The organism is Baekduia sp., assembly GCF_035685985.1.
Lineage (GTDB): Bacteria > Actinomycetota > Thermoleophilia > Solirubrobacterales > Solirubrobacteraceae > Baekduia.
This window is the reverse complement of the sequence record NZ_DASRZV010000015.1, coordinates 257,917-282,966: the sequence shown is the minus strand read 5'-3', so window position 1 is coordinate 282,966 and position 25,050 is coordinate 257,917. Positions and strand designations below refer to the sequence as shown.

At 74.8% G+C, this 25,050-nt stretch carries 28 protein-coding genes; 16 read left to right on the top strand and 12 right to left on the bottom strand.

Features of this window, described 5'->3' with window-relative positions:
• Window positions 1-14: 14 nt before the first annotated feature.
• Window positions 15-797, bottom strand: a complete 783-nt coding sequence (locus VFG42_RS08360; RefSeq protein WP_324907208.1) for an alpha/beta hydrolase — start codon at window positions 795-797, stop codon at window positions 15-17.
• 39 nt (window positions 798-836) lie between these two features.
• On the opposite strand from VFG42_RS08360, the gene VFG42_RS08355 reads away from it, so the two are divergent.
• Window positions 837-1,205, top strand: coding sequence for a hypothetical protein (locus tag VFG42_RS08355; RefSeq protein WP_324907206.1), 369 nt, complete (start codon window positions 837-839; stop codon window positions 1,203-1,205).
• Here VFG42_RS08355 and VFG42_RS08350 read toward each other — a convergent pair whose 3' ends face one another.
• Window positions 1,206-1,955 (bottom strand): sulfite exporter TauE/SafE family protein, encoded by a 750-nt coding sequence (locus VFG42_RS08350; RefSeq protein WP_324907203.1) that lies wholly within the window; start codon window positions 1,953-1,955, stop codon window positions 1,206-1,208.
• Between the two features lie 138 nt (window positions 1,956-2,093).
• Between VFG42_RS08350 and VFG42_RS08345 the strand changes: the two genes are divergently transcribed.
• Genes VFG42_RS08345 through VFG42_RS08335 form a run of 3 tightly spaced genes read left to right on the top strand, consistent with a single transcriptional unit; the run spans window position 2,094 to window position 5,246 of the window.
• Window positions 2,094-3,059: an ROK family protein gene (locus VFG42_RS08345; RefSeq protein ID WP_324907201.1), complete on the top strand. Its 966-nt coding sequence runs from the start codon at window positions 2,094-2,096 to the stop codon at window positions 3,057-3,059.
• Window positions 3,056-3,718 carry a ribose 5-phosphate isomerase A gene (rpiA, locus tag VFG42_RS08340; RefSeq protein ID WP_324907199.1) on the top strand — a complete coding sequence of 221 codons (663 nt, stop codon included), beginning with the start codon at window positions 3,056-3,058 and terminating at the stop codon, window positions 3,716-3,718. Before VFG42_RS08345 ends, rpiA begins: the two co-directional genes overlap by 4 nt.
• 4 nt (window positions 3,719-3,722) lie before the next feature.
• Window positions 3,723-5,246 carry an NAD(P)/FAD-dependent oxidoreductase gene (locus VFG42_RS08335; protein WP_324907197.1) on the top strand — a complete coding sequence of 508 codons (1,524 nt, stop codon included), beginning with the start codon at window positions 3,723-3,725 and terminating at the stop codon, window positions 5,244-5,246.
• Here VFG42_RS08335 and VFG42_RS08330 read toward each other — a convergent pair.
• Window positions 5,196-6,497, bottom strand: a complete 1,302-nt coding sequence (locus VFG42_RS08330) for a S8 family serine peptidase (protein WP_324907195.1) — start codon at window positions 6,495-6,497, stop codon at window positions 5,196-5,198. The genes VFG42_RS08335 and VFG42_RS08330 overlap by 51 nt on opposite strands.
• Before the next feature lie 72 nt (window positions 6,498-6,569).
• On the opposite strand from VFG42_RS08330, the gene VFG42_RS08325 reads away from it, so the two are divergent.
• Genes VFG42_RS08325 through VFG42_RS08315 form a run of 3 tightly spaced genes read left to right on the top strand, consistent with a single transcriptional unit; the run spans window position 6,570 to window position 8,892 of the window.
• On the top strand, window positions 6,570-7,793 hold the full coding sequence (locus VFG42_RS08325; RefSeq protein WP_324907193.1) for an EAL domain-containing protein: 1,224 nt from the start codon (window positions 6,570-6,572) through the stop codon (window positions 7,791-7,793).
• Window positions 7,790-8,233, top strand: a complete 444-nt coding sequence (locus VFG42_RS08320; protein ID WP_324907191.1) for a GNAT family N-acetyltransferase — start codon at window positions 7,790-7,792, stop codon at window positions 8,231-8,233. Before VFG42_RS08325 ends, VFG42_RS08320 begins: the two co-directional genes overlap by 4 nt.
• Window positions 8,234-8,235: 2 nt before the next feature.
• Window positions 8,236-8,892, top strand: a complete 657-nt coding sequence (locus tag VFG42_RS08315; protein WP_324907189.1) for an HAD family phosphatase — start codon at window positions 8,236-8,238, stop codon at window positions 8,890-8,892.
• Window positions 8,893-8,952: 60 nt separating this feature from the next.
• On the opposite strand, the gene infA is transcribed toward VFG42_RS08315, so the two are convergent.
• The 4 genes from infA to VFG42_RS08295 form a co-directional block, all read right to left on the bottom strand.
• The gene (gene infA / locus VFG42_RS08310) at window positions 8,953-9,174 is read right to left on the bottom strand and encodes a translation initiation factor IF-1 (protein ID WP_324907187.1); all 222 of its coding nucleotides are present in this window, start codon (window positions 9,172-9,174) and stop codon (window positions 8,953-8,955) included.
• Between the two features lie 182 nt (window positions 9,175-9,356).
• Entirely contained in the window at window positions 9,357-10,361 is a 1,005-nt protein-coding gene (locus VFG42_RS08305; RefSeq protein ID WP_324907185.1) for an acyl-CoA dehydrogenase family protein, read from the bottom strand.
• Window positions 10,358-11,512, bottom strand: a complete 1,155-nt coding sequence (locus tag VFG42_RS08300) for an acyl-CoA dehydrogenase family protein (protein WP_324907183.1) — start codon at window positions 11,510-11,512, stop codon at window positions 10,358-10,360. Before VFG42_RS08300 ends, VFG42_RS08305 begins: the two co-directional genes overlap by 4 nt.
• 3 nt (window positions 11,513-11,515) lie before the next feature.
• The gene (locus VFG42_RS08295) at window positions 11,516-12,184 is read right to left on the bottom strand and encodes a TetR/AcrR family transcriptional regulator (RefSeq protein WP_324907181.1); all 669 of its coding nucleotides are present in this window, start codon (window positions 12,182-12,184) and stop codon (window positions 11,516-11,518) included.
• On the opposite strand from VFG42_RS08295, the gene VFG42_RS08290 reads away from it, so the two are divergent.
• Window positions 12,183-12,764, top strand: a complete 582-nt coding sequence (locus tag VFG42_RS08290) for a hypothetical protein (protein ID WP_324907179.1) — start codon at window positions 12,183-12,185, stop codon at window positions 12,762-12,764. The two genes, VFG42_RS08295 and VFG42_RS08290, sit on opposite strands and share 2 nt — an antisense overlap.
• Window positions 12,765-12,824: 60 nt before the next feature.
• Complete coding sequence (locus VFG42_RS08285; RefSeq protein WP_324907177.1) at window positions 12,825-14,789, top strand: MDR family MFS transporter; 1,965 nt, start codon at window positions 12,825-12,827, stop codon at window positions 14,787-14,789.
• Window positions 14,790-14,814: 25 nt separating this feature from the next.
• Here the strand turns inward: VFG42_RS08285 and VFG42_RS08280 are convergent, their stop codons facing one another.
• The gene (locus VFG42_RS08280) at window positions 14,815-16,011 is read right to left on the bottom strand and encodes an ROK family transcriptional regulator (RefSeq protein WP_324907175.1); all 1,197 of its coding nucleotides are present in this window, start codon (window positions 16,009-16,011) and stop codon (window positions 14,815-14,817) included.
• A gap of 57 nt (window positions 16,012-16,068) precedes the next feature.
• On the opposite strand from VFG42_RS08280, the gene VFG42_RS08275 reads away from it, so the two are divergent.
• The 3 genes from VFG42_RS08275 to VFG42_RS08265 all read left to right on the top strand — a co-directional run bounded on the left by VFG42_RS08275 (window position 16,069) and on the right by VFG42_RS08265 (window position 19,036).
• Window positions 16,069-17,025 carry an ROK family protein gene (locus tag VFG42_RS08275; protein WP_324907339.1) on the top strand — a complete coding sequence of 319 codons (957 nt, stop codon included), beginning with the start codon at window positions 16,069-16,071 and terminating at the stop codon, window positions 17,023-17,025.
• Window positions 16,949-18,073, top strand: a complete 1,125-nt coding sequence (locus VFG42_RS08270) for a sugar ABC transporter substrate-binding protein (protein WP_324907174.1) — start codon at window positions 16,949-16,951, stop codon at window positions 18,071-18,073. The genes VFG42_RS08275 and VFG42_RS08270 overlap by 77 nt, the downstream gene beginning before the upstream one ends.
• A gap of 78 nt (window positions 18,074-18,151) precedes the next feature.
• Entirely contained in the window at window positions 18,152-19,036 is an 885-nt protein-coding gene (locus VFG42_RS08265) for an HAD family acid phosphatase (RefSeq protein WP_324907173.1), read from the top strand.
• Here VFG42_RS08265 and VFG42_RS08260 read toward each other — a convergent pair.
• Window positions 19,024-20,184, bottom strand: a complete 1,161-nt coding sequence (locus VFG42_RS08260) for an MFS transporter (RefSeq protein ID WP_324907171.1) — start codon at window positions 20,182-20,184, stop codon at window positions 19,024-19,026. The two genes, VFG42_RS08265 and VFG42_RS08260, sit on opposite strands and share 13 nt — an antisense overlap.
• Before the next feature lie 87 nt (window positions 20,185-20,271).
• Here VFG42_RS08260 and VFG42_RS08255 point away from each other — a divergent pair, with 87 nt between their 5' ends.
• Genes VFG42_RS08255 through VFG42_RS08245 form a run of 3 tightly spaced genes read left to right on the top strand, consistent with a single transcriptional unit; the run spans window position 20,272 to window position 22,397 of the window.
• Window positions 20,272-21,219: a VOC family protein gene (locus tag VFG42_RS08255; RefSeq protein WP_324907169.1), complete on the top strand. Its 948-nt coding sequence runs from the start codon at window positions 20,272-20,274 to the stop codon at window positions 21,217-21,219.
• Window positions 21,220-21,873, top strand: coding sequence for a phospholipase (locus VFG42_RS08250; RefSeq protein WP_324907168.1), 654 nt, complete (start codon window positions 21,220-21,222; stop codon window positions 21,871-21,873). It begins immediately after the preceding gene.
• A complete protein-coding gene (locus VFG42_RS08245) occupies window positions 21,870-22,397 on the top strand; it encodes a MarR family winged helix-turn-helix transcriptional regulator (RefSeq protein WP_324907166.1) in 528 nt (175 codons plus the stop codon). The genes VFG42_RS08250 and VFG42_RS08245 overlap by 4 nt, the downstream gene beginning before the upstream one ends.
• Here the strand turns inward: VFG42_RS08245 and VFG42_RS08240 are convergent.
• Complete coding sequence (locus tag VFG42_RS08240) at window positions 22,334-22,816, bottom strand: hypothetical protein (RefSeq protein WP_324907164.1); 483 nt, start codon at window positions 22,814-22,816, stop codon at window positions 22,334-22,336. The genes VFG42_RS08245 and VFG42_RS08240 overlap by 64 nt on opposite strands.
• A 2-nt stretch (window positions 22,817-22,818) precedes the next feature.
• Between VFG42_RS08240 and VFG42_RS08235 the strand changes: the two genes are divergently transcribed.
• A complete protein-coding gene (locus VFG42_RS08235; RefSeq protein WP_324907338.1) occupies window positions 22,819-24,489 on the top strand; it encodes an NAD(P)/FAD-dependent oxidoreductase in 1,671 nt (556 codons plus the stop codon).
• A 14-nt stretch (window positions 24,490-24,503) separates the two neighbouring features.
• On the opposite strand, the gene VFG42_RS08230 is transcribed toward VFG42_RS08235, so the two are convergent.
• Both VFG42_RS08230 and VFG42_RS08225 read right to left on the bottom strand, forming a co-directional pair.
• Window positions 24,504-24,719 (bottom strand): hypothetical protein, encoded by a 216-nt coding sequence (locus tag VFG42_RS08230; RefSeq protein WP_324907162.1) that lies wholly within the window; start codon window positions 24,717-24,719, stop codon window positions 24,504-24,506.
• 24 nt (window positions 24,720-24,743) lie between these two features.
• On the bottom strand, window positions 24,744-24,971 hold the full coding sequence (locus tag VFG42_RS08225; RefSeq protein WP_324907160.1) for a hypothetical protein: 228 nt from the start codon (window positions 24,969-24,971) through the stop codon (window positions 24,744-24,746).
• Window positions 24,972-25,050: the final 79 nt, after the last annotated feature.

The following is a 25,050-nucleotide window of genomic DNA, read 5'->3' as shown; positions in this document are numbered from 1 at the left end:
GCCGCGTCACGCGCTCACACCCTTTCCAGGAACCGCACGACGACCGAGCTGCAGCGCTCCGGCGCGTCGTCGAAGACGAAGTGGCCGGCGCCGTCGACCACGACCAGCTCGCTGTCGGGCAGCTCGGAGGCGAACCGGGTCCCGCCGGCCAGCGGCGCGAACGGGTCGTTCTCGCCCCACAGCACCAGCGCGGGCGCGCCGACGGCGGGCAGGTCGTAGTCCTCCAACTCGGAGAACTCGCCGCTGCGGTACAGCTCCAGCTGCCCGCGGCGCCGCTCGGGCGAGCTGTAGGCCTTGAAGTACTCGTCGAGGCTGCGGTCGTCCATCCCGGAGCTCACCGCGCGGAGCATGCCGCCGAAGCCGTCGCGGTCGAAGCCGTCGACGAGCTGCTCGCCCTGACCGGGCGTGCGCATCGCCTCCGCCATCCCGTGCCACTTGCCGTCGGGGAAGAACCCGGTGTTGCTGATGACCATCGCGCGGACCAGCTCGGGATGCTCGCACGCCCACCGCAGGCCGATCAGCCCGCCCCAGTCGTGGACGACCAGCACGACCTCGCCGAGCTCCTGCTCGCGATGGAAGCGATCGACCGCCTCGACGTGCGCGCGCCACGACCCGTCGCCGGCGTACGGCGAGTCGCCGTAGCCCGGCAGGTCCGGCGCGACCGCCTGCCAGCCGGAATCCGCGACGGCCTCCAGCAGATGACGCCACATGTACGAGGACTCCGGATAGCCGTGCAGGCAGAGCACGGTCCCCTTGGGCTCCTCGAGCGGCAGCGCTTCCCGGTACACGAGCGGCACGGCGTGGAGCCTACCGGCGTCGCGATAGCGTGCCCGCCCATGCCCCGCCTTCCGCGCCGCGCCGCCGGCCCGACGTTCGTCGCCGCCGGCCTCCTGCACTTCGTCGCGCCGAAGACCTACGAGTCGATCATGCCGGACTACCTTCCGGCCCATCGCGAGTTGGTCTACGCGTCCGGCGTGGCCGAGGCCGCGGGCGGCGCCGGCCTGCTGTCGTCCAACCCGACGGTCCGCAAGTGGGCGGCGTACTGGCTCGTCGCGACGCTCGTCGCGGTCTTCCCCGCCAACCTCCACATGGCGCTGAACCCCGACCGCTACCGGCAGATCCCGAAGCCCGCGCTGTGGGGCCGCCTGCCGCTGCAGCTGCTGTTCATCCGCTGGGTGCTGGCCGCGGCGAAGCGGGCCGACTAGCTAGTTCCGGATCAGCAGCACGATCGCGACCGTCACGCCGAGCGCGATCACCAGGCCGCGCAGGACGTGGTCGGGCAGGCGTCGCGCCGCGTGCACGCCGACGCGCCCGCCGACCAGCGTCCCGGCGCCGACCAGGACCACGCCCAGCCACGACACCGGCCCGAAGAGCGCGACCGCGATCGCGCTGACGATCGCGACCGTCAGCGACAGCACCTGCTTGATCGCGTTGAGCTTCGGCAGCGGCTCCTCGAGCGTCAGCCCCAGCGCGGCCAGCAGCACGATCCCCAGCCCGGCGCCGAAGTAGCCGCCGTAGATCGACGCGATCCCGACGGTGACGACCAGCCGCGTCGGCGCCGTGTGGTGCTGGACGCGCGCGATCCAGCGCGACACGAACGGCTGCGCGGCCAGCAGCCCGCAGGCCAGGAGGACCAGCCACGGCGCCAGCGCCTTGAACGTGCCCTCCGGCCCGACGAGCAGCAGCGTCGTGCCGACGATCGCGCCCAGGCCGGCGGCCACCGCCAGCGCCCGGACCCGCGCGCGCTGCCCGGTCAGCTCCTCGCGCGAGGTCGCCGCCGCGCTCAGGTAGCCCGGCAGCGTCGCGATCAGGTTGGTCACGTTGGCGCTCAACGGCGACAGGCCCGTGGCCATCAACGCGGGGAACGACACCATCGAGCCGCCGCCCGCGACGGCGTTGATCGCCCCGGTGATGACCCCGGCGGCGGCGAGCAGTACGGCGTCGGCGACGTCCATCGAGCGGCGGATTGTGCCGCAAGCCGCCGGACGAGCTGTCCAAAGCGGCGGGCCCCGATCGCGCCACCACGCCTCCGAGCCGACCCCTCCGGGCGGTCCGACGATACGGAGCGCCCTTGATCGGGCAAGGTTCGAGGCATGGCAGACGCAGTGCTCCGCGGCGGCGTGGACCTCGGCGGGACGAAGATCCAGGCGGTCGTCGCCGACCCCGACCACCACGTCCTCGGCCAGGCGCGACGGCCGACCCCGACCACCGGCGGCCCGCCCGACGTCGTGGACGCGATCGCCGAGGCCCTCGACGAGGCCGCCGAGCAGGCGGGCATCAAGCCGGCGGAGCTGTCGGGCATCGGCGTCGGCGCGCCCGGCGCGATCGACGAGGCCAAGGGCACGCTGGCCAACGCCGGCAACCTCCCGAGCTGGAAGGACCCCTATCCCCTGGCCGGCGAGCTGGCGCAGCGCTTCGGCGCGCACATCGTCCGGCTGGGCAACGACGTCCAGGTCGCCACCGACGCGGAGTTCACCCTCGGCGCGGCGCGCGAGTTCTCCTCGCTGCTGGGCGTCTTCTGGGGCACCGGCGTCGGCGGCGGCATCGTCCTGGACGGCAAGCCGTGGCTGGGCCGCGGCGCCGCGGGCGAGATCGGCCACATCGCCGTGCACCACCACGGCCTGAAGTGCCCCTGCGGGCGCCACGGCTGCATGGAGGCCTACGCCGGACGGCGGGCGATGGAGCACCGCGCGCGCAAGGCCGTCGACGACGGCGAGAAGACGATCCTCTTCGAGATCATGGAGGAGAAGGGCCGCGACCGGCTGACCTCCGGGATCTGGTGGCGCGCGATCGAGCGCGGCGACGAGCTGGCCGAGCGGCTGATCGACGACGCGGTCGACGCGCTCGGGATCGCGGTCGCGAGCGCCTGCAACGTGCTCGACCCGGAGGCCGTGATCATCGGCGGCGGCCTCGGCGTGCGCTTCGGCGACCCCTACGCCAAGCGCATCGACCAGGCGATGATGCCCCACCTCTTCCACGACGCCCACCCACCCGAGATGCGGGTGGCGGAGCTGGGAGACCTCGGCGGCGCGCTGGGTGCGGCATTGTTGGTGGCGTGAGCACCGACGTCGAGGCGTGGAAGAGGGCCGCGGCGATCGCCGCGGCCGAGGAGATCGAGGACGGGATGCGGCTCGGGCTGGGCACCGGGTCGACCGTCGCCCACCTGCTGCCCGCGATCGCGGCGCGCAACCTGCGTGGGCTGCGCTGCGTGGCGACCTCGGTGGCCACCGAGCGCCAGGCGGCGGAGCTGGGCATCGCGGTCGAGCCGTTCAGCGCGCTGACGAGCCTGGACCTCGCGATCGACGGCGCCGACCAGATCGCGCCCGACGGCTGGATCGTCAAGGGCGGCGGCGGCGCGCACACGCGCGAGAAGATCGTCGCCGCGGCCGCCGAGCGCTTCGTGGTGATCGCCGACGCCTCCAAGGTCGTCGACGCGCTCGTCGCGCCCGTGCCGCTGGAGCTGTTGGCCTATGGGTTGCCCGCCACGCTGGCGGCGCTGGGCGCGGACGGGCCGACGGCCGTCCGCGCGGGCGCGCCGCCGAGCCCCGACGGCGGCGTGATCGCCGACTACGCCGGCGACGTCTCCGACCCCGAGGCGCTGGCCGCGCGCCTGAGCGCCACCCCGGGCGTGATCGACCACGGGCTCTTCCCGCCGTCGCTGACCAGCGAGGTGATCGTCGCGGGCCCGGACGGGCCGGTGCGCCGTGCGTTAGCTTGACGCCATGTCAAGCGCGTTGCGGGTGGTCGTCGTCGGCGCCGGGTTCGGCGGCATCGCCGCCGCGATCGAGCTGCGGGACCACGGCTTCACCGACGTGACCGTGCTGGAGGCCTCACCCGAGGGCCTCGGCGGAACGTGGCTGGCCAACACCTACCCGGGCGCGGCGTGCGACGTCCCGTCGCACCTGTACTCCTACTCCTACGCGCAGCGCCGGGACTGGTCGCGCCTGTGCTCGCCGCAGGCCGAGATCCTCGACTACGCGCGCGGTGTGGCCGAGGCCCACGGCGTCGACCGGCTCGTCGTGCCCGGCGCCGAGGTGACCTCCTGCGCGTGGGACGACGACGCGCGCCGCTGGCGCGTCGAGGCCGCCGACGGCCGTGCCTGGGAGGCCGACGCGATCGTGCTCGCCACCGGGCAGCTGCACCGCCCCGCGATCCCCGCGCTGCCGGGCGCCGACGACTTCGCCGGCCACGTCTTCCACAGCGCGCGCTGGGACCACGCGCTGGACCTCCGCGACCGCCGCGTCGCGGTGATCGGCACCGGCGCGTCGGCCGTGCAGCTCGTGCCGGAGATCGCGCCGCTGGTCGGCAAGTTGGTGATCTTCCAGCGCACGGGGAACTGGTTCATGCCGCGGCGCAACCGGCCCTACCCCGGCTGGTGGAAGAGGGTCGTCCGCCACGTGCCGGGCGTCCAGGCGCTGCGGCGGCGGTTCGTCTACCACTACACCGAGTCGCTGACGCTGATGATCCGCCACCCGCGGACGCTCGGGCTCATCGGACGCGCGCTGTCGACCACGTTCATGCGCTCGCAGCTGCGCCACCACCCCGAGCTGCGCGAGCGGGTCTGGCCCGACTACACCTTCGGCTGCAAGCGCATCCTGTTCTCCTCGGCGTTCCTGCCCGCGCTGGCGCGCGACAACGTCGAGCTGGTGACCGACGGCATCGCGCGCGTCGAGCCGCGGGGGATCGTGGACGAGCGCGGCGTGCGCCACGACGTCGACACCATCATCTACGCGACCGGCTTCAAGACCACGTCCTTCATGTTCCCGATGGAGGTCACGGGCGCCGGCGGCGTCTCGCTGGAGGCCGCCTGGGCGGGCGGCGCGTCGGCGCACCTCGGCATGACCGTCCCGGGCTTCCCGTCCATGTTCATCATGTACGGGCCCAACACCAACACCTCGGGCGGCTCGATCATCGTCTACCTGGAGGCCCAGGCGCGCTACCTGCGCCAGGCGCTGGAGCGCGTCCGCGCCGCCGGCGGCCGCGGCGCGGCGATCGAGGTCCGCCCCGACGTCGCCGCCGCCTCCGACGCCGAGCTGCAGGCACGCTTCGCCGGGACCGCGTGGGTCGGCTGCGACTCCTGGTACCGCGACGGCGAGGGCCGCATCGTCACCAACTGGCCCGGCTACATGCGCGAGTACGAGGCCGCCGTGGCGACGCTCGACGACGCGGAGTTCCGCGTCCTCGCGCCCGCGCCGTCAGCCGGCCTTGAGCGTGTAGGCGAGGGCGGTCGCGACCCGGTGGCCTGACGCCCTGACGACCGCGTAGAACGTCTGGCTCTTGCGGGTCGCGTTGCGCAGCTTGATGGTCTTGGCGCCGGAGGCCACGCGCGTCGTGCCGCGGTAGCCGACGAGGCTCAGCGCGCGCGCCGCCGTCGCCGTCGTCAACTTGATGGTCTTGGTCGAGCGCGCCTTGACGCGGACGCGGTACCAGTCGGCCGGGTCCTCGACCGGCGCGGCGGTCGCCTTCACCGTGCCCGTGAGGTACGGGTCCGGCCTGTCGAAGTCGGTGCCGTCGACCTGCGCGGCGTCGTCGTCGGGCTCGCCGTGGTCGGCGGGCGGCACCGGCGCGGCCAGCGCGGCGGCGAGGTCGACGGCCCCGAAGCCCGAGACGCTGTCCCAGCCGGGGGCGCCGACGTCCCGGGCCGACGCGCGCAGCAGGTCGGCGTACTGCGACGGCGACAGGCCGGGCCGCGCGGCGATCAGCCACGACGCGACGCCGCTGACCATCGGGGCGGCGAACGACGTCCCGTCCACGCGCGTGAGGCCGTCGGCCGTCCCGTCGCGGTCCAGCGCGGCGGGCAGCGCGACCGGGATCGCCTCGCCGGGCGCGACGAGGTCGAGGCCGCGGCCGCTGCTGGAGAAGCTCGCGGGCTTGGCGCCGAGGTCCAGCGCGCCGACGGTCAGCACGTGCGGGTAGGACGCCGGGTACTCGGTCGGGTCGCCGTGCTCGCGCTCGTTGCCCGCCGAGGCGACGACGAGCGCGCCCTCCCCGTAGGCCGCGGCGACCGCCAGCCGCATCGCGTCGCAGGCGTCCTCGGTCTCGAAGCTCAGGTTGATGACCTTGGCCCCGGCCGCGGCCAGCGCGAGGATGCCCTCGCTGACCTCCGCGCACGACAGCGTCTTGTAGCCCCACGACAGCAGCGGCGCGCCGGGCGCGATCCCGAGCACCCCTTGGCCGTCGGCGCGGCCCGCGGCGACGCTGGCGACCTCGGTGCCGTGCGCGACCTCCGCGCCGCCGCCGGTGTTCAGCCTCTTGCCCGGCGACCGCTTCAGCACCTTGACCTGCGCGACGTCCGGGACGTCGAGGCCGTCGACGACGTCGTCGACGATCCCGATCGGCGCGAACGCCGCCGGCGGCGCCAGGCCCGCGGGCACGACGAGCCCGCGCGCGTAGCCGGTGGGGTCGGACTCGTAGGCCGAGGCGGCCGCGCCGGCGGGGACGGCGAGGGCCAGCAGCAGGGCGCCGAGGACGAGCGGGCCGGTCGTCGTCCGTGACATGGACGCGGCAGGGTACCGGAGGTCGGCAGGACCGGTTGCCGTCGCCTCGAACACCACGCCGTGGAGGAGGACGTGCTGCTCACCCCTGCCGTGTTGACGGCGCCCGGCGCGCTGGAGATGCACTTCCAGCCGATCGTGATGGTCGCGACCGGCCGGGTGATCTGCCACGAGGCGCTGGCGCGCTTCCCGGGCCTGCCCGGCGTGCCGATCCCGGACGTCTTCGCGGCCGCCCACGCCCGCGGCTTCGGGCCCCAGCTGGAGGCGCTGGCCGCCCGCCGCGCCCTGGAGACGCCCGACCGCCCGCGCGGCACGGTGCTCAGCGTCAACCTGTCGGTCTCGACGCTCGGCTGCCCGGAGGTCTGGGACCTGCTGCCCGACGACCTCTCCGCCGTCGTCGTCGAGATCACCGAGGGCGAGCTGTGGGCGCTGGGCGAGGAGCTCGACCGGGCGCTGGCGCGGCTGCACGACGCGGGCGCGCGGGTCGCGCTCGACGACGCAGGCGCCGGGTACTCCGGGCTGCAGCAGCTCATGCGCGTGCGCCCCGACATCGTCAAGCTCGACCGCTCGCTGGTCCGCGGCGTGGCGAGCGACCCGGCGCGCGCCGCGCTGGTCGCGTCGTTCTCGTCGTTCGCGTCGCAGACCGGCGGCGCGGTCTGCGCCGAGGGCATCGAGGACGCGGCGGACCTGCGCGCGATCGCCGACCTCGACGTCGCCTACGCCCAGGGCTACCTGCTCGGCCGCCCGGCCGCGACCTTCGCGGAGCCCACGCCCGCCGCCGCGCGGGGCGTCGCGGCCGCGCTGCGCGGCGGGCTGCGCGCGCTGGACCAGGCGCCGCGCGACCGGACGACGTCGCTGGGCGGCAGCGTCCCCGAGCGCCTGGCGACGCTGATCGCCACGGCCGCGGGCGCCGACCGCGTGGACCTCTGGCGCCTGGACCGCCGCGCCGGCGAGCTGGTCGCGGTGCGCGTCCCGGACCGCGACCCGGGCGCCCGCGTGCCGCTGGGCGACGTGCCCGCGCGGGCGCACGCGCTCGCGCACGCCGAGGCCGGCCAGGTCCTGCGCACCGACGTCGACGCCGACCGCGCCGAGCGCCGGGCGCTGGCGGCCGGCGGCTACGACGGCGTGCTGCTCGTGCCGATCGAGGAGGGCGGCGTCGTGCTCGGCCTCGTCGCCGCGTACCGGCGCCGAGCGCGGCCGTGGAGCCGCGAGACCGTCGCGCGCGTGCGCGCCCGCGCCCTGCCGCTGGCGTCGGTGCTGTCGTCGTCGGGCGGCCTGTCGATCGCCGAGCCGGCGTGACCGCCGCGCGCGTGCGGCGCGTCGACCCGGAGGTCGTGCGGCCGCTGCGCCAACGCGTGCTGCGCCCGCACCAGACGATCGAGGAGCAGGTCTTCGCGGGCGACGACGACCCGCGCGCCGCGCACTTCGCGGCCTACCCCGACGACGACGACGCGGAGCACGCGATCGGCATCGCCTCGATCACGCCCGAGGGCGGCCCCGGCGCCTTCCGCGTCCGCGGCATGGCGACCGATCCCGAGCGCGGGCGGGGCACCGGCGCGGGCGGGGCGTTGTTGCTGGCCTGCTTGGAGCACGCGCGCGAGCAGGGCGCCACGCGCGTCTGGTGCAACGCGCGCACGCCGGCGCGCGGCTTCTACGAGCGCTACGGCTTCGTCGCCGAGGGCGCGGAGTTCGAGCTGCCGGAGATCGGCCCGCACCACGTGATGTCGCTACGGTCCTGACCATGCCCGCTCGCGCCGTCGTCCTCGACCTCGACGGCGTGATCGTCGACACCGAGGAGGTCTGGGACCGCGAGCGCCGCGCCTACGTCGCGGAGCACGGCGGGACCTGGACCGCCGCGGCGACGCGCGCGATGCAGGGGATGAGCAGCGCGGAGTGGTCGCGCCACCTCGTCGAGGAGCTGGGCGCCGACGGCGATCCGCCCGCGGTCTCGAAGGCCGTCGCGCGGATGGTCGTCGAGGAGGTGCGGCGCGAGCTGCCGCTGCTGCCCGGCGCGGTGCGCGCGGTCGACGCGCTGGCCGGCGCGTTCACGCTGGCGCTGGCGTCGTCGGCCAACCGCGAGGTGATCGACGCGGTGCTCGACGGCGCCGGGATCACGGCGCGCTTCGCGGCGACCGTCTCCTCCGAGGAGGTCGAGCGCGGCAAGCCCGCGCCCGACGTCTACCTGGAGGCGGCCCGCCGGATCGGGGTCGACCCGACCGCCTGCGCGGCGGTCGAGGACTCCTCGAACGGGCTGCGAGCGGCCCACGCGGCGGGCATGATCGTGATCGCCACGCCCAACCACGCCTTCCCGCCGTCCGCCGACGCGCTGGCCCTGGCCGCGGTCGTCGTCGACGGGATCAAGGACGTCACGCCGGAGCTGGTGACGTCGCTCGCGTGACGCGAAGATCGCCGCCGGGCGAAGCTTCGCGGCCGAGATCGCCCTCTGGGCGATGCTCGGCTACTTCATGCGGTAGACGATGCGGCCACGCGTGAGGTCGTACGGCGAGACCTCGACGCGCACGCGGTCGCCCGGAAGCACGCGGATGCGGTTGCGGCGCATCTTGCCCGCGAGGTGCGCCAGAACCTCGTGATCATCCATGTCGAGCTGGATGCGGAACAGCAGGTTGGGGAGCGACTCGACGACTTCGCCCTCGAGCGAGACCTTGTCCTCTACGGCCATGCAGTGGCCACCTTTCAGCGTTTTCGGGTTCGGGTTGCGCGAGTGAGCGTCACCGCGTCGACCTGCGCCGACGCGACCGGACCTTCGCGCGAGAGGGGGTTGGACCCCGGCGAACGCACGGGCTCCACCGAACATTGTACCCGTCCGGCGCCGGGATCCCACCATCCTCCGCAACCGATGCGTCAGGCCGCCGCCGGGGCCAGCCGCGCCGCCAGCAGCGCGGCGAGGCGCCGGCGGTGCTTCCCGGACGTTCCCAGCAGCGCCGCGTCGACCTGCGCGCGCTTGTAGAGCCAGTGGACGTCGGCCTCCCAGGTGAAGCCGATGCCGCCGTGGGCCTGGATCGCGGACGCGGTCACGTCGCGTGCGCCGTCGGACGCCGCGGCCTTGGCCAGCGCCGCGCCCTCGGGCAGGCGCTCCGGCTCCGCGTTCGCGGCCCAGGCCGCGAAGTACGTCGCCGAGCGCGCGCCCTCGGTGTCCTTGAGCATCTGCGCGCAGCGGTGCGAGACGGCCTGGTAGGCGCCGACCGGCGTGTCGAACTGCTTGCGGTCCTTGACGTAGGCCAGCGTCATCTCCAGCGCGCGCTGGGCGACGCCGACCAGCTCGGCGGCGACCGCGACGGTGGCGCGGTCGACGGCGACGGCAGGGTCGGCCAACGGGTCTCCCCCATCGGCGGACACGCGCGCGGCGCGGCGCGTCGGGTCGATCGCGTCCACCGGCGTGACGTCGGCGTCCGCGCGCGCCACGACGCGCGCCGTGCCGTCGTCGCCGACGAGCACGATCACCGCGGCCGCGTCGGCGTCGGGCACCAGCCCGCCCACCTCGCCCAGCGCGCCGGTGATCTCACCGGACGCCAGGCCCGGCAGCCACTTCGCCTGCTGCTCGGGCGTGCCGCCGGCGCCGATCGCCTCGGCCGCCATCACCGTCGCCAGGAACGGCGACGCGGCGACCGCGTAGCCCAGCTCCTCGGCGAGGATCGCCAGCTCGACGGCGCCCAGGCCCTGGCCGCCGTGCTCCTCGGCGATCGCGATGCCCGGCCAGCCCAGCGCGACCAGCTCCGTCCAGAGCGCGTCGTCGTACCGGTGGCCCTCGGCCGCCTCGCGGACCTTCGCGAGCGACGACCGCTGACCGAGCAGGTCCCGCGCCGTGCGCTTGATCTCGTGCTGGTCCTCGGAGAAGTCGAAATTCATGCCGCCGCTCCCTTCAGCCGCGGCAGGCCCAGGACCCGCTCCGCGACGATGTTCTTGAGGATCTCGGTCGTGCCGCCCTCGATCGTGTTGCCGCGCGAGCGCAGCAGCTCGTAGGCCCAGCGGTTGCCGTTGGTCAGCGCGTCGGGGCCGAGCAGGTCGGCGGCGAACTGCGCCAGCTCCTGGTTGGTCTCCGACCACATCCACTTGGTCAGCGACCCCTCGGGGCCGGGCGTCCCGTACTTCTCGATCGTGGTCAGGCCGCGGTAGGCGGTCAGCCGCAGGATCTCGGCCTTCATGTGCAGCAGCCCGATCTTGTCGGCGACGACCGGATCGTCGAGCAGCTCGCGCGCGGCGGCCTCCTCGACCAGCTCGTCCAGCAGCTGGCGCAGGCGGACCTGGAGGAAGAAGGCCAGGCCCGAGCGCTCGTTCATCAGCGTGGTCAGCGCGACGCGCCAGCCGTTGCCGACGCCGCCCAGGACGTTCTCGTCCGGGATCCGCGCGCCCTCGATGAACAGCTCGTTGAACTCCGGCTCGCCGGTGATCTGGACCAGCGGGCGCACCTGGACGCCGGGCTGCTCCATGTCCATCAGGAAGTAGGTCAACCCCTTGTGTTTCCCACCCGCCCCGTCGACGTCCGTGCGCGCGACCAACATGCACCACTTGGAGTACTGCGCCCCGCTGGTCCACACCTTCTGACCGGTGACGACCCATTCGTCGCCGTCCTTCACGGCCCGCGTCTTCAGCGCCGCGAGGTCGGAGCCCGCGTCGGGCTCGGAGAAGCCCTGGCACCAGATCTCCTCGGCGGTGAGGATCGGCGGCAGGTAGCGCTCCTTCTGCTCCGGCGTCCCGAACGTCATGATCGTCGGGCCCGCGAGCAGGATGCCCAGCACGTTGGCGGGCAGCGGGCGCCGCGCGCGGCCCAGCTCCTCGAAGAAGATCGCCGACTCGGTGATCGACGCGCCGCGGCCGCCGTACTCCGGCGACCAGTGCACGGCGGCGTAGCGGTCGTCGGCCAGGCGGCGCTGCCAATCGCGGCGCCACGCGTAGGCGGCGTCCTCGCCCTCGGGCGACCGGCCGGGGTCGTTGTTCTCGAACCAGGCGCGCAGCTCGTCGCGGAACGCGGCCTCGGACTCGGAGAAGGTCAGGTCCATGGGTCAGGAGCCTCCTTCGTGGGTGGGTGGGGTGATGGCCGCCGCGCCTTCCAGGAAGGCGACCGCGGTCCGCGTCAGCTCGTCGGTGAGGTCCGGCAGGAGGTCGAGGTGGCCGGCGCGCACGCGCGCGCACACCAGCTGGTCCACGCCGGCCGAGAGGATGAACAGCGCGTCGTCGGTGGGCATCCGCAGCTCCGGGCGTTCCTTCAGGGCGGCGCGGAACGACGACTTGTAGCGGTCGGCGAACGCGCGCAGCGCCGCGTCGCGCGCCGCGCCCGCGCGGGGCCCGGCCATGTGGACCTCGAAGAGGTGCGTGCGGGCGAAGCGCGGCTCGCCGGCCAGCGTCTCCAGGTAGGCCCGCAGGCCGGTGCGCAGGCGCGCGATCCAGTCGCCGTCCTCGGCCCGGATCGCGGCGCGGATCCGCTCGACGATCACGTCGATCCCGTACTTGTAGGCCTCCAGGAAGCACTCCTCCTTGGAGGCGAACTGCGCGTAGAACGTCCCGCGCGAGACGCGGGCGGCGCGCACCGCGTCGGCGACCGTCGCGGCCGCGTAGCCCTTCTCGGCGACCGCCTGGATCATGCCCTCCACCAGCCGCGCGCGCTGCGAGCCGCGCGCGGCGAGATGGCCGGAGACCTCGGGGTGGGAGGCGACGAGGGACAGGTCCGTCATGCCGCGTACCTTAGAGGTACGGATCGATACCCGCAAGGTACGCGGTCCGGACCACGGCGTCGTCGTCGAGCCGTCGGGCGCGATCGTCGTCGCCGGCGAGGACCGCCTGGTCGCCGCCGGCACGCAGGACGGCGTGATCCACGCGGTGCGGCTGACGTCCACCGCGCCGACCGAGCCGCAGGAGCAGCCGCAGGACGACGGGCACGGCGACCGGCCGCAGCCGTCGCAGGACCAGCCGCACCACGACGCCGGCACGCCGACGCCGCCGGGCGCGCCCGCGCCCGGCGGGACGAAGCCCAAGGGGACCGACAAGCAGCCGCGCCGCTGCGTCAGCCGCCGCTACGTCACGTACACGCTGAAGGCCGCGGGCCTGAAGCGCGGCACGCTGACCGCCAAGGACGCCAAGGGCCACCACCTGGCGGCCAAGCGCGTCAAGCGCACGTCCAAGGGCCTCCGGCTCGACCTCTCCGGCCTGGCCAAGGGCGAGTACCGGATCACGATCGCCGGCACGACGGCGAAGGGCAAGGCCCGCCGCGTGACCCGCACGCTGCGCACCGGCGCGCCGCGGTCGGCCACGTAGGCCCGCACGTCTCCGACCGCGCGGTTGCCTTCTGGCGACCGCGCGGGTAGGAACGCCTGCATGTCCTCCACCGCCGCCGAGGCCGAGCGCCGGCACGCATCCGTCGCGATCGTCATGTCGGGCCTGATGCTGGTGATGCTGCTGGCGTCGCTGGATCAGACGATCGTCTCGACCGCGCTGCCGACGATCGTCGGCGACCTCGGCGGGCTGGAGCACCTGTCGTGGGTGGTGACCGCCTACCTGCTGGCGGTCACGGTCGTCACGCCGCTGTACGGCAAGCTCGGCGACCTCTTCGGGCGCAAGCTCGTCCTGCAGGGCGCGCTGGTCCTGTTCCTGCTGGGCAGCGCGTTGTGCGGGCTGTCGCAGTCGATGACCGAGCTGATCGTGTTCCGCGCGATCCAGGGCCTCGGCGGCGGCGGGCTGATGGTCAGCGCCCAGGCGTCGATCGGCGACGTCGTCGCGCCCAGCGAGCGTGGCCGCTACTCGGGCCTGTTCGGCGCGGTCTTCGGCGTCTCGGCGATCGCCGGGCCGCTGATCGGCGGCTTCTTCACCACCCACATCTCGTGGCGCTTCATCTTCTACGTCAACCTGCCGCTGGGCGCGATCGCGCTGGCGGTGCTGGCGATCGCGCTGCCGGACCCGGGCGAGCGCGTGCGCCGGTCGGTCGACTGGGCGGGCACCGCGCTGCTGGCGCTCGGGCTGAGCGCGATCATCCTGCTGACGACGCTGGGCGGCAACTCCTACGCCTGGGGCTCGTGGCAGATCGTCGCGATGGGGATCGTCGGCGTGCTGGCGATCGTCGGCTTCGCGCTCGTCGAGCGCCGCGCGGCCGAGCCGATCCTGCCGCCCGCGCTGTTTCGCAACCGCGTGTTCGTGGTCTGCAGCGCGGTCGGGCTGATCGTCGGCTTCGGCCTCTTCGGCGCGCTGACCTACCTGCCGTTGTTCCAGCAGATCGTCCGCGGCCTCTCGCCGACCGCCTCCGGCCTGCAGCTGCTGCCGGTGATGGGCGGGTTGTTGGTGTCCTCGATCGCGTCCGGCCAGATCATCACGCGCACCGGGCGCTACAAGGCGTTCCCGATCCTCGGCACCGCGGTCGCCGCGCTCGGCCTGTACTTGTTGTCGTCCTTGGACGAGCACACCGGCACCGGCGTCGCCGCGCTGCACATGCTGGTGTTGGGGCTGGGCCTGGGCATGGTCATGCAGGTGCTCGTGTTGGCCACCCAGAACGCGGTGCCCTACGAGCAGCTCGGCGTGGCGACGTCGGGCGCGACGCTGTTCCGGTCGATCGGCGGCTCGCTGGGCACGGCGGTGCTCGGCGCGATCTTCACCGGGCGGCTGACCGCCGAGCTGCCGTCGGGCACGCCGACGACGACCGTCGAGCCCGCGCGGATCCACCACCTGCCGGCGGGGCCGCGCGAGACCTACATCCATGCCTTCACCGACGCGCTGAACGTGGTGTTCCTGGTCGCGACCGGGGTCATGGTCCTCGCGTTCCTGATGGCGTGGCTGATCCGCGAGATGCCGCTGCGCAAGACGGTGGAGACGTCGGCGGGCCTGGGCGAGTCGCTCGGCGCGCCGGTCGACACCGACTCGCTGCGCGAGGTCACGCGCGGGCTGATCCGGCTGGCCGGCCGCGAGCGCACGCTGGAGTTCATCGCGGGCGCGACGCGCCGGGCCGGCGTCGACCTGGACCCCGGCCCGGCGTGGCTGCTGCTGTCCGGCGGCGCGCCCGACGCGCCGGCCGACGTCCGCGCGATCCGCGACCGGCCGCACGTCCCCGGCGACCGCTTCGACGCCGCGCTGGCCGTGCTGCGGGAGCGCGGCCTGGTCGCCGACGACGGCGCGATCACGCCCGCCGGCCACGCGCTGCGCGACCGGCTCGTCGCCGCCCGCACCGACTGCCTGCGCGGCCTGGTGGACGACTGGGAGCCGGAGGCGCAGCCCGAGCTGGACCCGCTGATCGCGCGGCTGGCCGAGGAGCTGGCCGTGCCGCCGCGCGAGCGCGAGGCGACGCCCACCGCGTGACGCCGGCGCCCACGACGCTAGGGCGCTAGGGCGCGACGAGCCGCCCGTCGCCCGCGCGCTCGATGAACACCAGCTCGCGCGCGGCGTCCAGCGCGGTGGCGATCGCGCCGAGCAGGATCGCGTCGGCCCCCAGCTCGCTGAGCACGACCGGCGGGCGCAGCGGCGTGAGCGCCGCGACCGCGTCGTCGAGGTGGCCGAGCAGGACGTCGGCGTTGGCGCCGACCCCGCCGCCGAGCACGACCAGCGCCGGGTCGACGATCGCCGCGACCGCCGAGACCACGAACGCCAGCCGCTCGGCCTCGCGCCGCACGGTCGCGCGCGCCGTCGCGTCCCCGGCCGCGGCCGCGGTGAAGATCCGCTCCGGCGTCAGCGCGCCGCTCATGCCCATCGCGCGCGCCGTGCGCACGATGCCGCCCGCGCCCGCCGCCTCCTCCAGCGCGCCGCGCGGCGAGCGCCCGCCGCCCTCGGCCAGCGGCAGGAAGCCGACCTCCCCGGCGGCGCCGGTCGCGCCGCGGTGCAGCTCGCCGCCGATCACGACGCCCATGCCGACGCCGGTGCCGATCGACAGGTACACGAAGTCGTCGACCGCGCGGCCGCGGCCGTAGGCGCGCTCGCCCAGCGCGGCCAGGTTGATGTCGTTGTCGATCGCCAGGCTCGGCGTCAGCGCCGCGCGCAGCTGGTCGACCAGCCCCGGCCGCCCCCAGCCGGGCAGGTTGGCCGCGTAGCGCAGGCGGCCGGTCTCCGGGTCCAGGACGCCGGGGCTGCCGACGACCGTGTGCACGACGTCGTCCCACGCGATGCCGGCCTCGGCGGCGACCTCGTGGGCCAACGTGCGCACGTGCTCGACCAGCGCGGCCGCGCCGCGGGCGCGGTTGCGCGCGTCGCGGCGCGCGACGACCTCGCCGCCCAGGTCGGAGATCGCCACGCGCACGTACGCGCGGCCGACGTCGACGCCGGCGACGTGCGCGGCGGTCGGGTCGATCTCGTACAACCCGGCCGAGCGCCCGCGCTCGCCGGTCCGCCGGCCGGCCTCGCGCACCAGGCCGGCGCGGGTCAGGTTGGCCAGCGCCTGGCCGACGGTCGGCTTCGAGACGCCGGTCGCGGCGGCCAGCTCGGGCCGCGACGCGGGGCCGCCCGTCAGAAGGCGCTGGAGCACCGCGCGCTCGTTGATCGCCCGCAGCAGCCGCGGGCGTCCAGGGCGCAGATGCTCGTCGGCGGCCACGGCGGCAGCCTATCTCGCCTTGACGCCGCCGCCATTTGAAAAGTAGGTTTCCTTTCTATCTTCGTCCTCGCCTTCGACTTCGGCGGCACCAAGGTGGACGTCGCCACCGCCACCTCGGACGGCCGCGTCCTCGCCACCGAGCGGATCGCCACCGACGCCGCGCGCGGCGCGCAGCAGGTCGTCGACCGCGCGGTCGACGCCGCCCGCGCGCTGATCGCCGCCGCCGACGACGGCCCGCCGGCGGCCGTCGCCGCCGCGTCCCCCGGGATCGTGCTCGAGGACCGCATCCTGCTCGCGCCCAACGTGCCGGGCTGGACCGAGCTGGCGCTGGCCGCGCGGTTGCGCGCGGGCCTGGGCGTCGCGCGCGTCGTCTGCGCCACCGACGTCAAGGCCGCCACGCTGGCCGAGCTGCGCTGGGGCGCGCTGCGCGGCGCCGACCCCGGCGTCTTCCTCAACCTCGGCACCGGCCTCGGCGCGGGCATCGCGATCGGCGGCCGCGTGCTGAGCGGCGCCAACGGCGCGGCGGGCGAGATCGGCTACGCGCTGCGCGGCGCGGCGGGCGACGGCGTCCTGGAGGAGGCCGTGGGCGGGCGCGCGATCGGCGAGCGCGGCGGGGCGCGGTCGGCCGCCGAGGTCTTCGCGCGCGCCGACGCCGGGGACGACGCGGCCGAGCGGCTGCTCGACGAGGCGCTCGACGAGCTGGCCGTCCACGTCGCCAACCTCGCCGCGCTGATCGACCCGGCGCGGATCGCGGTCGGCGGCGGGATGATGGGCGCCGCCGAACGCGTGCTGGGCGCGCTGCGCCATCGTGTGACGCGGGCCGTCCCGTTCCCGCCCGAGGTCGTCGGCGCCCACTTCGCCCACGACGCCGCCCTACACGGCGCGATCGCCCTTGCGCTGCAAGCAGCAGGAACCACCGAGGAGGAGGAGCACCACCATGAGGATCACGACCACACGCGCGCTGTCGGCGCTGACGTGCGTGGCCGCGACCGCCGCCCTCGCGGCGTGCGGTGACAGCGGCGACGACGCGGCCGGCACGACCGACGGCGCGGCGGCCAAGGGCGGCGGCAAGGGCGGCACGATCGCCCTTCTGCTGCCCGAGACCAAGACCACGCGCTACGAGCTGCACGACCGGCCGAGCTTCACCGCCAAGGTGAAGGCCCTGTGCCCGGACTGCGCGATCGACTACGCCAACGCCAACCAGGATCCGGTCCGTCAGCAGCAGCAGGCCGAGGCGGCGATCACCAAGGGCGCCAAGGTGTTGGTGTTGGACGCCGTCGACGCCAAGGCCGCGGTGGCGACCGTCAACCGCGCCAAGGCGGCGGGCATCCCGGTCGTCGCCTACGACCGCCTGATCACCGGCGCGCCGATCTCCTACTACGTGTCCTTCGACAACGTGAAGGTCGGCGAGCTGCAGGCCCAGACGCTGATCGACAAGATCGGCGACGCCGGCCAGGGCAAGTCGGTGGTGATGATCAACGGCTCCCCCACCGACCCGTCGTCGGGCGACTACAAGAAGGGCGCGCACTCGGTCCTCGACCAGGCGCAGGTGAAGCTCGGCAAGGAGTACGACACGCCGGACTGGTCGCCCGACAAGGCCCAGCGCGAGATGGAGCAGGCGATCACCGCGCTCGGCAAGAGCCAGATCGTCGGCGTCTACTCGGCCAACGACGGCATGGCCTCGGGGGCGATCGCCGCGATGAAGGGCAACGGGATCGACCCCAAGTCCCTGCCGACGACCGGCCAGGACTCCGAGGTCGCCGCGATCCAGCGCATCCTCGTCGGCGAGCAGTACATGACGATCTACCTGGCCATCAAGAAGCAGGCCGAGGCCTCCGCGCAGATCGCCGTCGCGCTGGCCAAGGGGCAGGACGTCCCCTCCGGGCTGGTCAACGGCAAGACCGACAACCAGGCCGGCCAGGTCCCGTCGGTCCTCCTGGCACCGACCGCGGTGACCAAGGACAACATCAAGGACACGATCATCGCCGACGACTTCCTGAAGGCGTCGGAGATCTGCACGGCCAAGTACGCCAAGGCCTGCCAGGACGCGGGCATCTCCTAGCCCCGGCGCCGGACACCACGCGTGACGATCCCGTCACGCGTGGTGTGAGCGCCCGCGAAGCTGGGCATGGGAGGCGCCATGAAGCGCATCCTTGCCCTCCTGCTGGCGGCCGTGGGGATGGCCGCCGCCGCGCCGGTCGCCGGCGCCCACACCACGCCGACGCCGGGCCCCGCGCCCGCGTCCACGCCCGCCGACCAGGTCCCGGTCCCCACGCCGATCGTCACCAAGCTCGGCAGCACGCCGCTGATCGAGCTGTGGGACGGCGGCGGCGGGCTGCCCTACCTCGGCTCGTCGACGTCCTACAACGCGGGCGACCTGACGTCCGTGCTGACCCAGTACCACGACTCGGGCGTCTACGAGGCCCAGATCGCCAAGGTCGACGCGGTCGCCGTCCAGTGGCTGAACAAGCTCCGCACGCAGCGCGCGGTCGCCGGGCGCAAGCACGCGTCCAAGGCGCGCGCCAAGGCCCGCGCGGCGCACCATCGCCGCGGCGGCGGCAAGCAGCGGTGGTGGAGCAAGAAGCCCGCCATCGTCTTCGACATCGACGAGACCCTGCTGTCCAACTGGACCGCGATCCAGGCCGACGGCTTCGTCTACGGCCCCAAGTCGCAGGCCGAGGCCACCGACGAGATCGGCACCGCGATCAAGCCGTCGCTCGACCTGTACAACCTGGCCAAGGCCAAGGGCATCGACGTCTTCCTGATCACCGGCCGCCCGGAGGCGCAGCGCGCGCCGACCGACGACAACCTGCAGCGCGAGGGCTTCACCGGCTACAAGCAGCTGGTCCTCAAGCCCGCGGGCTTCACCGGCACGACGGTCGCCTACAAGGCGGGCGCGCGCAAGGCGATCGAGGCCCAGGGCTACGACATCCTCGCGACGGTCGGCGACCAGTACTCCGACCTGGCGGGCGGCTACGCGGACTCCGCGTTCAAGCTGCCCAACCCGTTCTACTACCTGCCGTGAGCGGCCGGCCTCAGCGCCCCGGCGCCGAGGCCGAAGCCCACGCAGAGCGTCGCGACGATCGCGAACGCCGCCGGCAGCGAGGCGGCGCTCGCGATCGCGCCGATGATCCCGGGCGCCGCGAGGCCGGCGCCGTAGGCGATCGTCGCCACCGCGGCGATCCCCTGGCCGGCGTGCGGGACCGCGCGCCCGGCGGCCGCGAAGGCCAGCGGCACGACGGTCGCGATCCCCAGGCCGATCAGCGCGAAGCCGGGGACCGCGGCCAGCGGCGTGCGGGCGACCACGACCAGCAGCGCGCCGAGCGCCGCCAGCGCGCCGCCGGCCCGGACGGTGGCCACCGGGCCGACGCGCGCGATCACGCGGTCGCCCACGAGCCGCGCGAGCGCCATCGCCGCCGCGAAGCCGGTGTAGGCCGCGGCGGCCGTCGCCGGGCTCGCGCCGACGACGTCGCGCAGGTAGACCGCCGACCAGTCCGCGCTCGCGCCCTCGGCGAAGACCGCGCCGAAGCCGACGACGCCGATGATCAGGACGGGGCGCGAGGGCCGCGCCAGGCGCGGCGGGTCGGCGTGGGCCCGCGCGGCGGCGCCGCCGGCGCCGGCGCCCGTGGCGGCCGCGTCCGGCAGCCGCCGCGCCGCGGCCCGGGAGACCACGAGCAGGACGACGGCCATCGCGCCGAGGTGGATCCGGGCGTCGAGCCCGGCGTGCGCGGCGAGCACGCCGAGCAGCGAGCCGGCCATGCCGCCGACCGACCACGCGCCGTGCATCCCCGACATGATCGAGCGGCCCGCGCGCTCCTCGACGGCGACCGCCTGCGTGTTCATCGCGACGTCGGCGCCACCGGCGACCGCGCCGAAGATCAGCAGCGCGAGCCACAACAGCGCGTAGGACGGCGCCAGGGCGGGCAGCGTGAGCGCGATGGCGAAGGCGCCGATCAGCGCGCCGGTCACGCGGCGGCCGTCCCGCCGGTGGACCAGCGCGCCCGCCGGCGGCATCGCCAGCAGCGCGCCGGCGGCGGGGGCCAGCAGCGCGAGCCCGAGCAGGCCCGGGTCGAGGTCGAGGCGGTCGCGGATCCACGGGATGCGGGTGGCGAACGAGCCGTTCGCGGCGCCGTGGACGGCGAACAGCACGGCCACGGGCATCCGTCCGGGCACGGCGCGCAGCGTGTTTGTTGCGGGCGCAATCATCTGCTATAGTTGCGCGGGCAACTACTCCTCCTCTGCTTCTCCGGAAGGCACGACATGCGTCTCGAGGGTCTCCACCACATCACCATGATCACCGGCGACGCCCGTTCCAACGTCGCGTTCTACGCCGACACGCTCGGCCTGCGCCTGGTCAAGAAGACCGTCAACTTCGACGATCCCAGCGCCTACCACCTCTACTTCGGCGACGAGGCCGGCGCTCCCGGCTCGATCCTCACGTGGTTCGAGTTCCCCGGCGCCGCCCCGGGCCGCGCGGGCCTCGGCATGATCCACACGCTGCGGCTGGGCGTACCCGGCGCGGCGTCGATCGAGTTCTGGGAGACGCGCCTGCGTGACCGCGGCGTGACCACCGAGCGCTCCGCGGACGGCGCCACGCTGACGTTCGCCGACCCCGACGGCCTGCGCCTCCAGCTCGTCGTCGCCGACGACGGCAACCCGCCGCTGACCGCCGTCCACCCCGAGGTCCCGGCCGCGCACGCGATCACCGGCCTGGAGGGCGCGCGCGCCTACTCGATGTTCAGCGGGGTCGAGGAGTCGGTCCTCACGGACGTCCTGGGCTTCACGCACGAGGGCGACGGCGAGTACCGCCTCCAGGGCGAGCGGCGCCACTTCCACTGGGCCTACGACCCGGCGCCGGCGCTCGCGCCGCGCCAGGGCGCGGGCACCGTCCACCACATCGCGTGGGCGTCGCGGGACGAGGACCACCTGGACTGGCAGGCGCGGATCCGCGAGGCCGACGGCTACGTCACCGAGGTCAAGGACCGCGACTACTTCAACGCCATCTACTTCCGCGAGCCGCGCGGCGTGCTGTTCGAGATCGCGACGCTCTCCCCCGGCTTCGCGACCGACGAGGACCCCGAGCACCTCGGCGAGGCGCTGCGGCTGCCCAAGCAGCACGAGCACCTGCGCGAGCGGCTCGAGGCGTCGCTGCGGCCGATCGTCAACCCGCGCGCCGCCGGCGCCGACGCTCGCGAGGTGACGGCGTAGATGTCGTCCTTGGCCTACCAGGAGCGCCCGGCCGCCGGGGACGCGGCCGGGTTGCTGGTCCTGCACCACGGGCGCGGCGCCGACGAGCACGACCTGCTCGGCCTCGCCGACGTCCTCGACCCCGAGCGGCGGCTGCACGTCGTCACGCCGGGCGGCCCGCTGACCGTGCCCGGTTGGCCGGGCAGGCACTGGTACGTCGTGCCGCGCGTCGGCTACCCGGATCCGGACACGTTCTTCGCCGCGCACCAGAAGTTGTCGTCCTTCCACGACGAGCTGTGGGAGCGCACCGGGATCGCCCCCGAGCGGACGGTCTTCGGCGGGTTCTCGATGGGGTCGGTCATGTCCTATGCCTTGGGGATGGACCCCGCGCGCCCCGCGCCGGCGGGCCTGCTGATCTTCAGCGGCTTCGTGCCGACCGTCGAGGGCTGGACGCCCGACGTCACCGGCCGCGCCGAGGGCGGCCAGCACGCGTTCGTCGCCCACGGCCGTCAGGATCAGGTCATGGACGTCGCCTTCGCCCGTCAGGCCGTGGGGCTGCTGGAGGCCGGCGGCATGCCGGTCGAGTACCACGAGTCCGACGCCGGCCACCACATCGACCCCGCGCACGTGCCCGCCGCCGTGCGCTTCGTGCGGGAGACGCTGGGCGCGCCATGACCGACCGCGGCTGGACGCCCGCCGAGGCCGACGCCTGGATCGGCCTGCTGGAGACGCACAAGCGGATCACGCGCGCGCTGGACGCCGAGCTGGACGCCGCCCACGGCCTCGGGCTGAGCACGCTGGAGCTGCTCAGCCGCCTCGCCGCGGCGGGCGAGGCCTGGCCGCGGCTGAGCGCGCTCGCCGCCGAGACCGGGCTGTCGCTCTCGCGCGTGTCGCGGCACATGGACGCGCTGGAGCGCCGCGGCCTCGTGGTCCGCCGCCGCTGCGAGACCGACTCGCGCGCGGTGGAGGCGCACCTGACCGACGACGGCGCGCGCGTCGTCGCCGCGGCCGAGGCCGCCCACGCCGAGGCGGTGCGCGAGCAGTTCCTGTCGCGCTTGAGCGCCGAGGAGGCGGCGACGCTGGCGCGGGTCTTCGCGCGCTTCGCGCCGCGGGCGGCGCAGGCCTGCGCGGTGGCTCAGGCGGAGTCCGGCGGGAACTCCGACAGCGCCCACTCGGCCGTCAGCTCCTCGCGCCGATAGGGGCGCCCGGCGATCAGCACGTACTCGCCGGTGCGCGGGTCCATCGGCAGCCTGCGCTCGACCGGGTACCACTCGTTGTGGTCGCGGATGAGGTCGTTGACGTCGTCGAAGGACCGCTCGGCGACCAGCGCGCGCCACGCGGCGGCGAAGGCCTCGGGGTCGTCGGCGTGCTGTCCGCGCAGCCACTCGCGGTCGGCGGCCAGCCGCCGACGGTGCTGCCGGACGCCGACCTCGATGTCGCGCAGGCGCTCCATCCAGCGCGGCATGACGCCGGCACGCAGGTAGCCCTCGACCGTGCGCTCGCGGTGCAGCTCCTGCTGGGGGATCGGCTGCCCGTGGCGATCCTCGCCGTCCAGGCTGCGGATCACGCGGCGTTCGACGGGCGACAGCTTCGGCTTGTCGGAACGGTTCTCGGCCACGTCTGCCGTTCACGCTAGCGCGCGACGTTCCGGGCTCAGCGCGGCGGGCCCCCGGCCGAGCGCCGCTTCGCCGCCCCGTTCGGCGCGCCGGAGGCGCGCGCCGAGCGGATGCCGTAGAACTGACCGCGATGCATGACGTCGTGATCGTCGGAGGCGGGCACAACGGGCTCGTCGCGGCCGCCTACCTCGCCCGCGCCGGGCGCTCGGTGCTCCTGCTGGAGCGCCGCGACGAGCTGGGCGGCGCGGCCGTGTCGGAGCGCCCCTGGCCGGGCGTCGACGCGCGGCTGTCGCGCTACGCGTACCTCGTGTCGCTGCTGCCGGCGTCGATCGTGAGCGAGTTGGGGTTGTCGCTGCGCCTGGTGCGCCGGCGCGTGGCGTCCTACACGCCGGACCCGCGCGCGGGCGGCGCGTCGGGCCTGCTCGTCGACCACGGCGACGAGGGCGCCACCGCGGCGTCCTTCGCGCGGGTGACCGGCGACGAGCGCGCGCTGCGCGCGTGGGGCGAGTTGTACGCCATGACCGCGGACGTCGCGCGCCGCGTCTTCCCGACGCTGACCGAGCCGCTGCGCTCGCGCGCCGAGTTCCGCGCGCTGGCCGGCGCGGCGTGGTCGCCGCTCTTCGAGCGGCCGCTGAGCGAGACGCTGGCCGAGCGCTTCGACGACGACCTCGTGCGCGGCGTCGTCCTGACCGACGGCCTGATCGGGACGTTCGCCGCGGCCGACGACGCCGAGCTGCGGCAGAACCGCTGCTTCCTGTACCACGTGATCGGCGGCGGGACCGGCGACTGGGACGTGCCGGTCGGCGGCATGGGTGCGGTCTCGGGCGCGCTGGCCGAGGCGGCGCGGGCGGCGGGCGCGGACCTGCGCTGTGGCGCCGAGGTCGTGCACGTCGCCGACGACGGCGAGGTCACGTGGCGCGACGCGGACGGCGCGGAGCACGCGGCGCGCGCGGGGCACGTGCTGGTCAACGCGGCGCCGATGGAGCTGGAGCGGCTGCGCGGGCGGGCGGAGCCGGGCGCCGCCGCCCCTTCGCCCGAGGGCGCGCAGTTGAAGGTCAACGTGTTGTTGTCGCGGTTACCGCGGCTGCGCGACGACGCGGTCGCGCCGGAGACCGCGTTCGCCGGGACGTTCCACGTCAACGAGACCGCGTCGCAGCTGCAGACCGCGTTCGCGGAGGCAGCGCGCGGCGCGATCCCGTCGCTGCCGCCGTGCGAGACCTACTGCCACTCGCTGACCGACCCCACCATCTTGGGTCCCGAGCTGCGCGCGGCGGGCGCGCAGACGCTGACGCTCTTCGGGCTGCACATGCCCGCGCGGCTGTTCCGCGACGATCCCGACGGCGCGCGCGAGGCCGCGCTGGCCGCGACGCTGCGGTCGCTGGAGAGCGTCCTGGCCGAGCCGCTGGACGACGTCCTCTGGCGCACGCCCGACGGCGCGCCGTGCCTGGAGGTCCGCACGCCGGTCGACCTCGAGCGCGAGCTCGGGCTGCCCGGCGGCAACATCTTCCACCGGGACCTGAGCTGGCCGTTCGCCGAGACCGACGCGGAGGCCGGCACCTGGGGCGTGGAGACCGACCACCCCAACATCCTGCTGTGCGGCGCGGGCGCGCGCCGCGGCGGCGGCGTGTCCGGGATCCCCGGGCGCAACGCCGCGATGGCGGTGCTCGGCCGCTAGCGGCGTCCGGGCCGTCAGGCCGGGCGCCGGCCCCAGCGGAAGTAGGCCAGCGCGCCGAGCGCGTTCAGGCAGACGAGGTGCCACAGGCGCTTGTCGCCACGGACCTCGCCGGCCGAGCGCCGGAAGAGGTCGCGCTGCGCGGCGCCGACGATCGCCAGCGCGACCGTGATCGCCACCCCGGCGGCGGCACGGCCGGCGGGCGTCTCCGGCATGTTGGTCTTGACCTTCATGAACGCTCCTCCTCTCCGGCGCGGTCAGCCCAGCAGCCGCGCGACGTCGGGATGCGCGTCGAGCAGCGTGCCGAGCGTCCGGGCCTGCTCGGCGTCGACGAAGACGCCGACGCGATCGCCGTCGCGCACCGGCTCGTCCCACGCGCGAGCGAGCCCCATCACCTCCGGCGTCATCCCACCGTGGTCGATCACGCGATCGCGGATCGCCTTCCACGCACCCTCGGACAGCCAGAGCGGCTCGGCCAGCGACATGGGTCCAAGGCTAGCCGTACCAGGGCCACCCACAAGGCCCGAAATATCCGGAGGGAGCCTCCGGGTCTGCTATGATTCG

Excerpts from the sequence above, each read along its gene's own strand:
- VFG42_RS08285 (WP_324907177.1), top strand. The coding sequence starts at position 12,825 with ATGTCCTCCACCGCCGCCGAGGCCGAGCGCCGGCACGCATCCGTCGCG.
- infA (WP_324907187.1), bottom strand. The coding sequence starts at position 9,174 with ATGGCCGTAGAGGACAAGGTCTCGCTCGAGGGCGAAGTCGTCGAGTCG.
- VFG42_RS08270 (WP_324907174.1), top strand. The coding sequence starts at position 16,949 with ATGAGGATCACGACCACACGCGCGCTGTCGGCGCTGACGTGCGTGGCC.
- VFG42_RS08255 (WP_324907169.1), top strand. The coding sequence starts at position 20,272 with ATGCGTCTCGAGGGTCTCCACCACATCACCATGATCACCGGCGACGCC.
- VFG42_RS08345 (WP_324907201.1), top strand. The coding sequence starts at position 2,094 with ATGGCAGACGCAGTGCTCCGCGGCGGCGTGGACCTCGGCGGGACGAAG.
- VFG42_RS08315 (WP_324907189.1), top strand. The coding sequence starts at position 8,236 with ATGCCCGCTCGCGCCGTCGTCCTCGACCTCGACGGCGTGATCGTCGAC.
- VFG42_RS08350 (WP_324907203.1), bottom strand. The coding sequence starts at position 1,955 with ATGGACGTCGCCGACGCCGTACTGCTCGCCGCCGCCGGGGTCATCACC.
- VFG42_RS08300 (WP_324907183.1), bottom strand. The coding sequence starts at position 11,512 with ATGGACCTGACCTTCTCCGAGTCCGAGGCCGCGTTCCGCGACGAGCTG.
- VFG42_RS08355 (WP_324907206.1), top strand. The coding sequence starts at position 837 with ATGCCCCGCCTTCCGCGCCGCGCCGCCGGCCCGACGTTCGTCGCCGCC.
- VFG42_RS08230 (WP_324907162.1), bottom strand. The coding sequence starts at position 24,719 with ATGAAGGTCAAGACCAACATGCCGGAGACGCCCGCCGGCCGTGCCGCC.
- VFG42_RS08305 (WP_324907185.1), bottom strand. The coding sequence starts at position 10,361 with ATGAATTTCGACTTCTCCGAGGACCAGCACGAGATCAAGCGCACGGCG.
- VFG42_RS08250 (WP_324907168.1), top strand. The coding sequence starts at position 21,220 with ATGTCGTCCTTGGCCTACCAGGAGCGCCCGGCCGCCGGGGACGCGGCC.
- VFG42_RS08335 (WP_324907197.1), top strand. The coding sequence starts at position 3,723 with ATGTCAAGCGCGTTGCGGGTGGTCGTCGTCGGCGCCGGGTTCGGCGGC.
- VFG42_RS08290 (WP_324907179.1), top strand. The coding sequence starts at position 12,183 with ATGCCGCGTACCTTAGAGGTACGGATCGATACCCGCAAGGTACGCGGT.
- VFG42_RS08265 (WP_324907173.1), top strand. The coding sequence starts at position 18,152 with ATGAAGCGCATCCTTGCCCTCCTGCTGGCGGCCGTGGGGATGGCCGCC.
- VFG42_RS08330 (WP_324907195.1), bottom strand. The coding sequence starts at position 6,497 with ATGTCACGGACGACGACCGGCCCGCTCGTCCTCGGCGCCCTGCTGCTG.
- VFG42_RS08225 (WP_324907160.1), bottom strand. The coding sequence starts at position 24,971 with ATGTCGCTGGCCGAGCCGCTCTGGCTGTCCGAGGGTGCGTGGAAGGCG.
- VFG42_RS08245 (WP_324907166.1), top strand. The coding sequence starts at position 21,870 with ATGACCGACCGCGGCTGGACGCCCGCCGAGGCCGACGCCTGGATCGGC.
- VFG42_RS08295 (WP_324907181.1), bottom strand. The coding sequence starts at position 12,184 with ATGACGGACCTGTCCCTCGTCGCCTCCCACCCCGAGGTCTCCGGCCAT.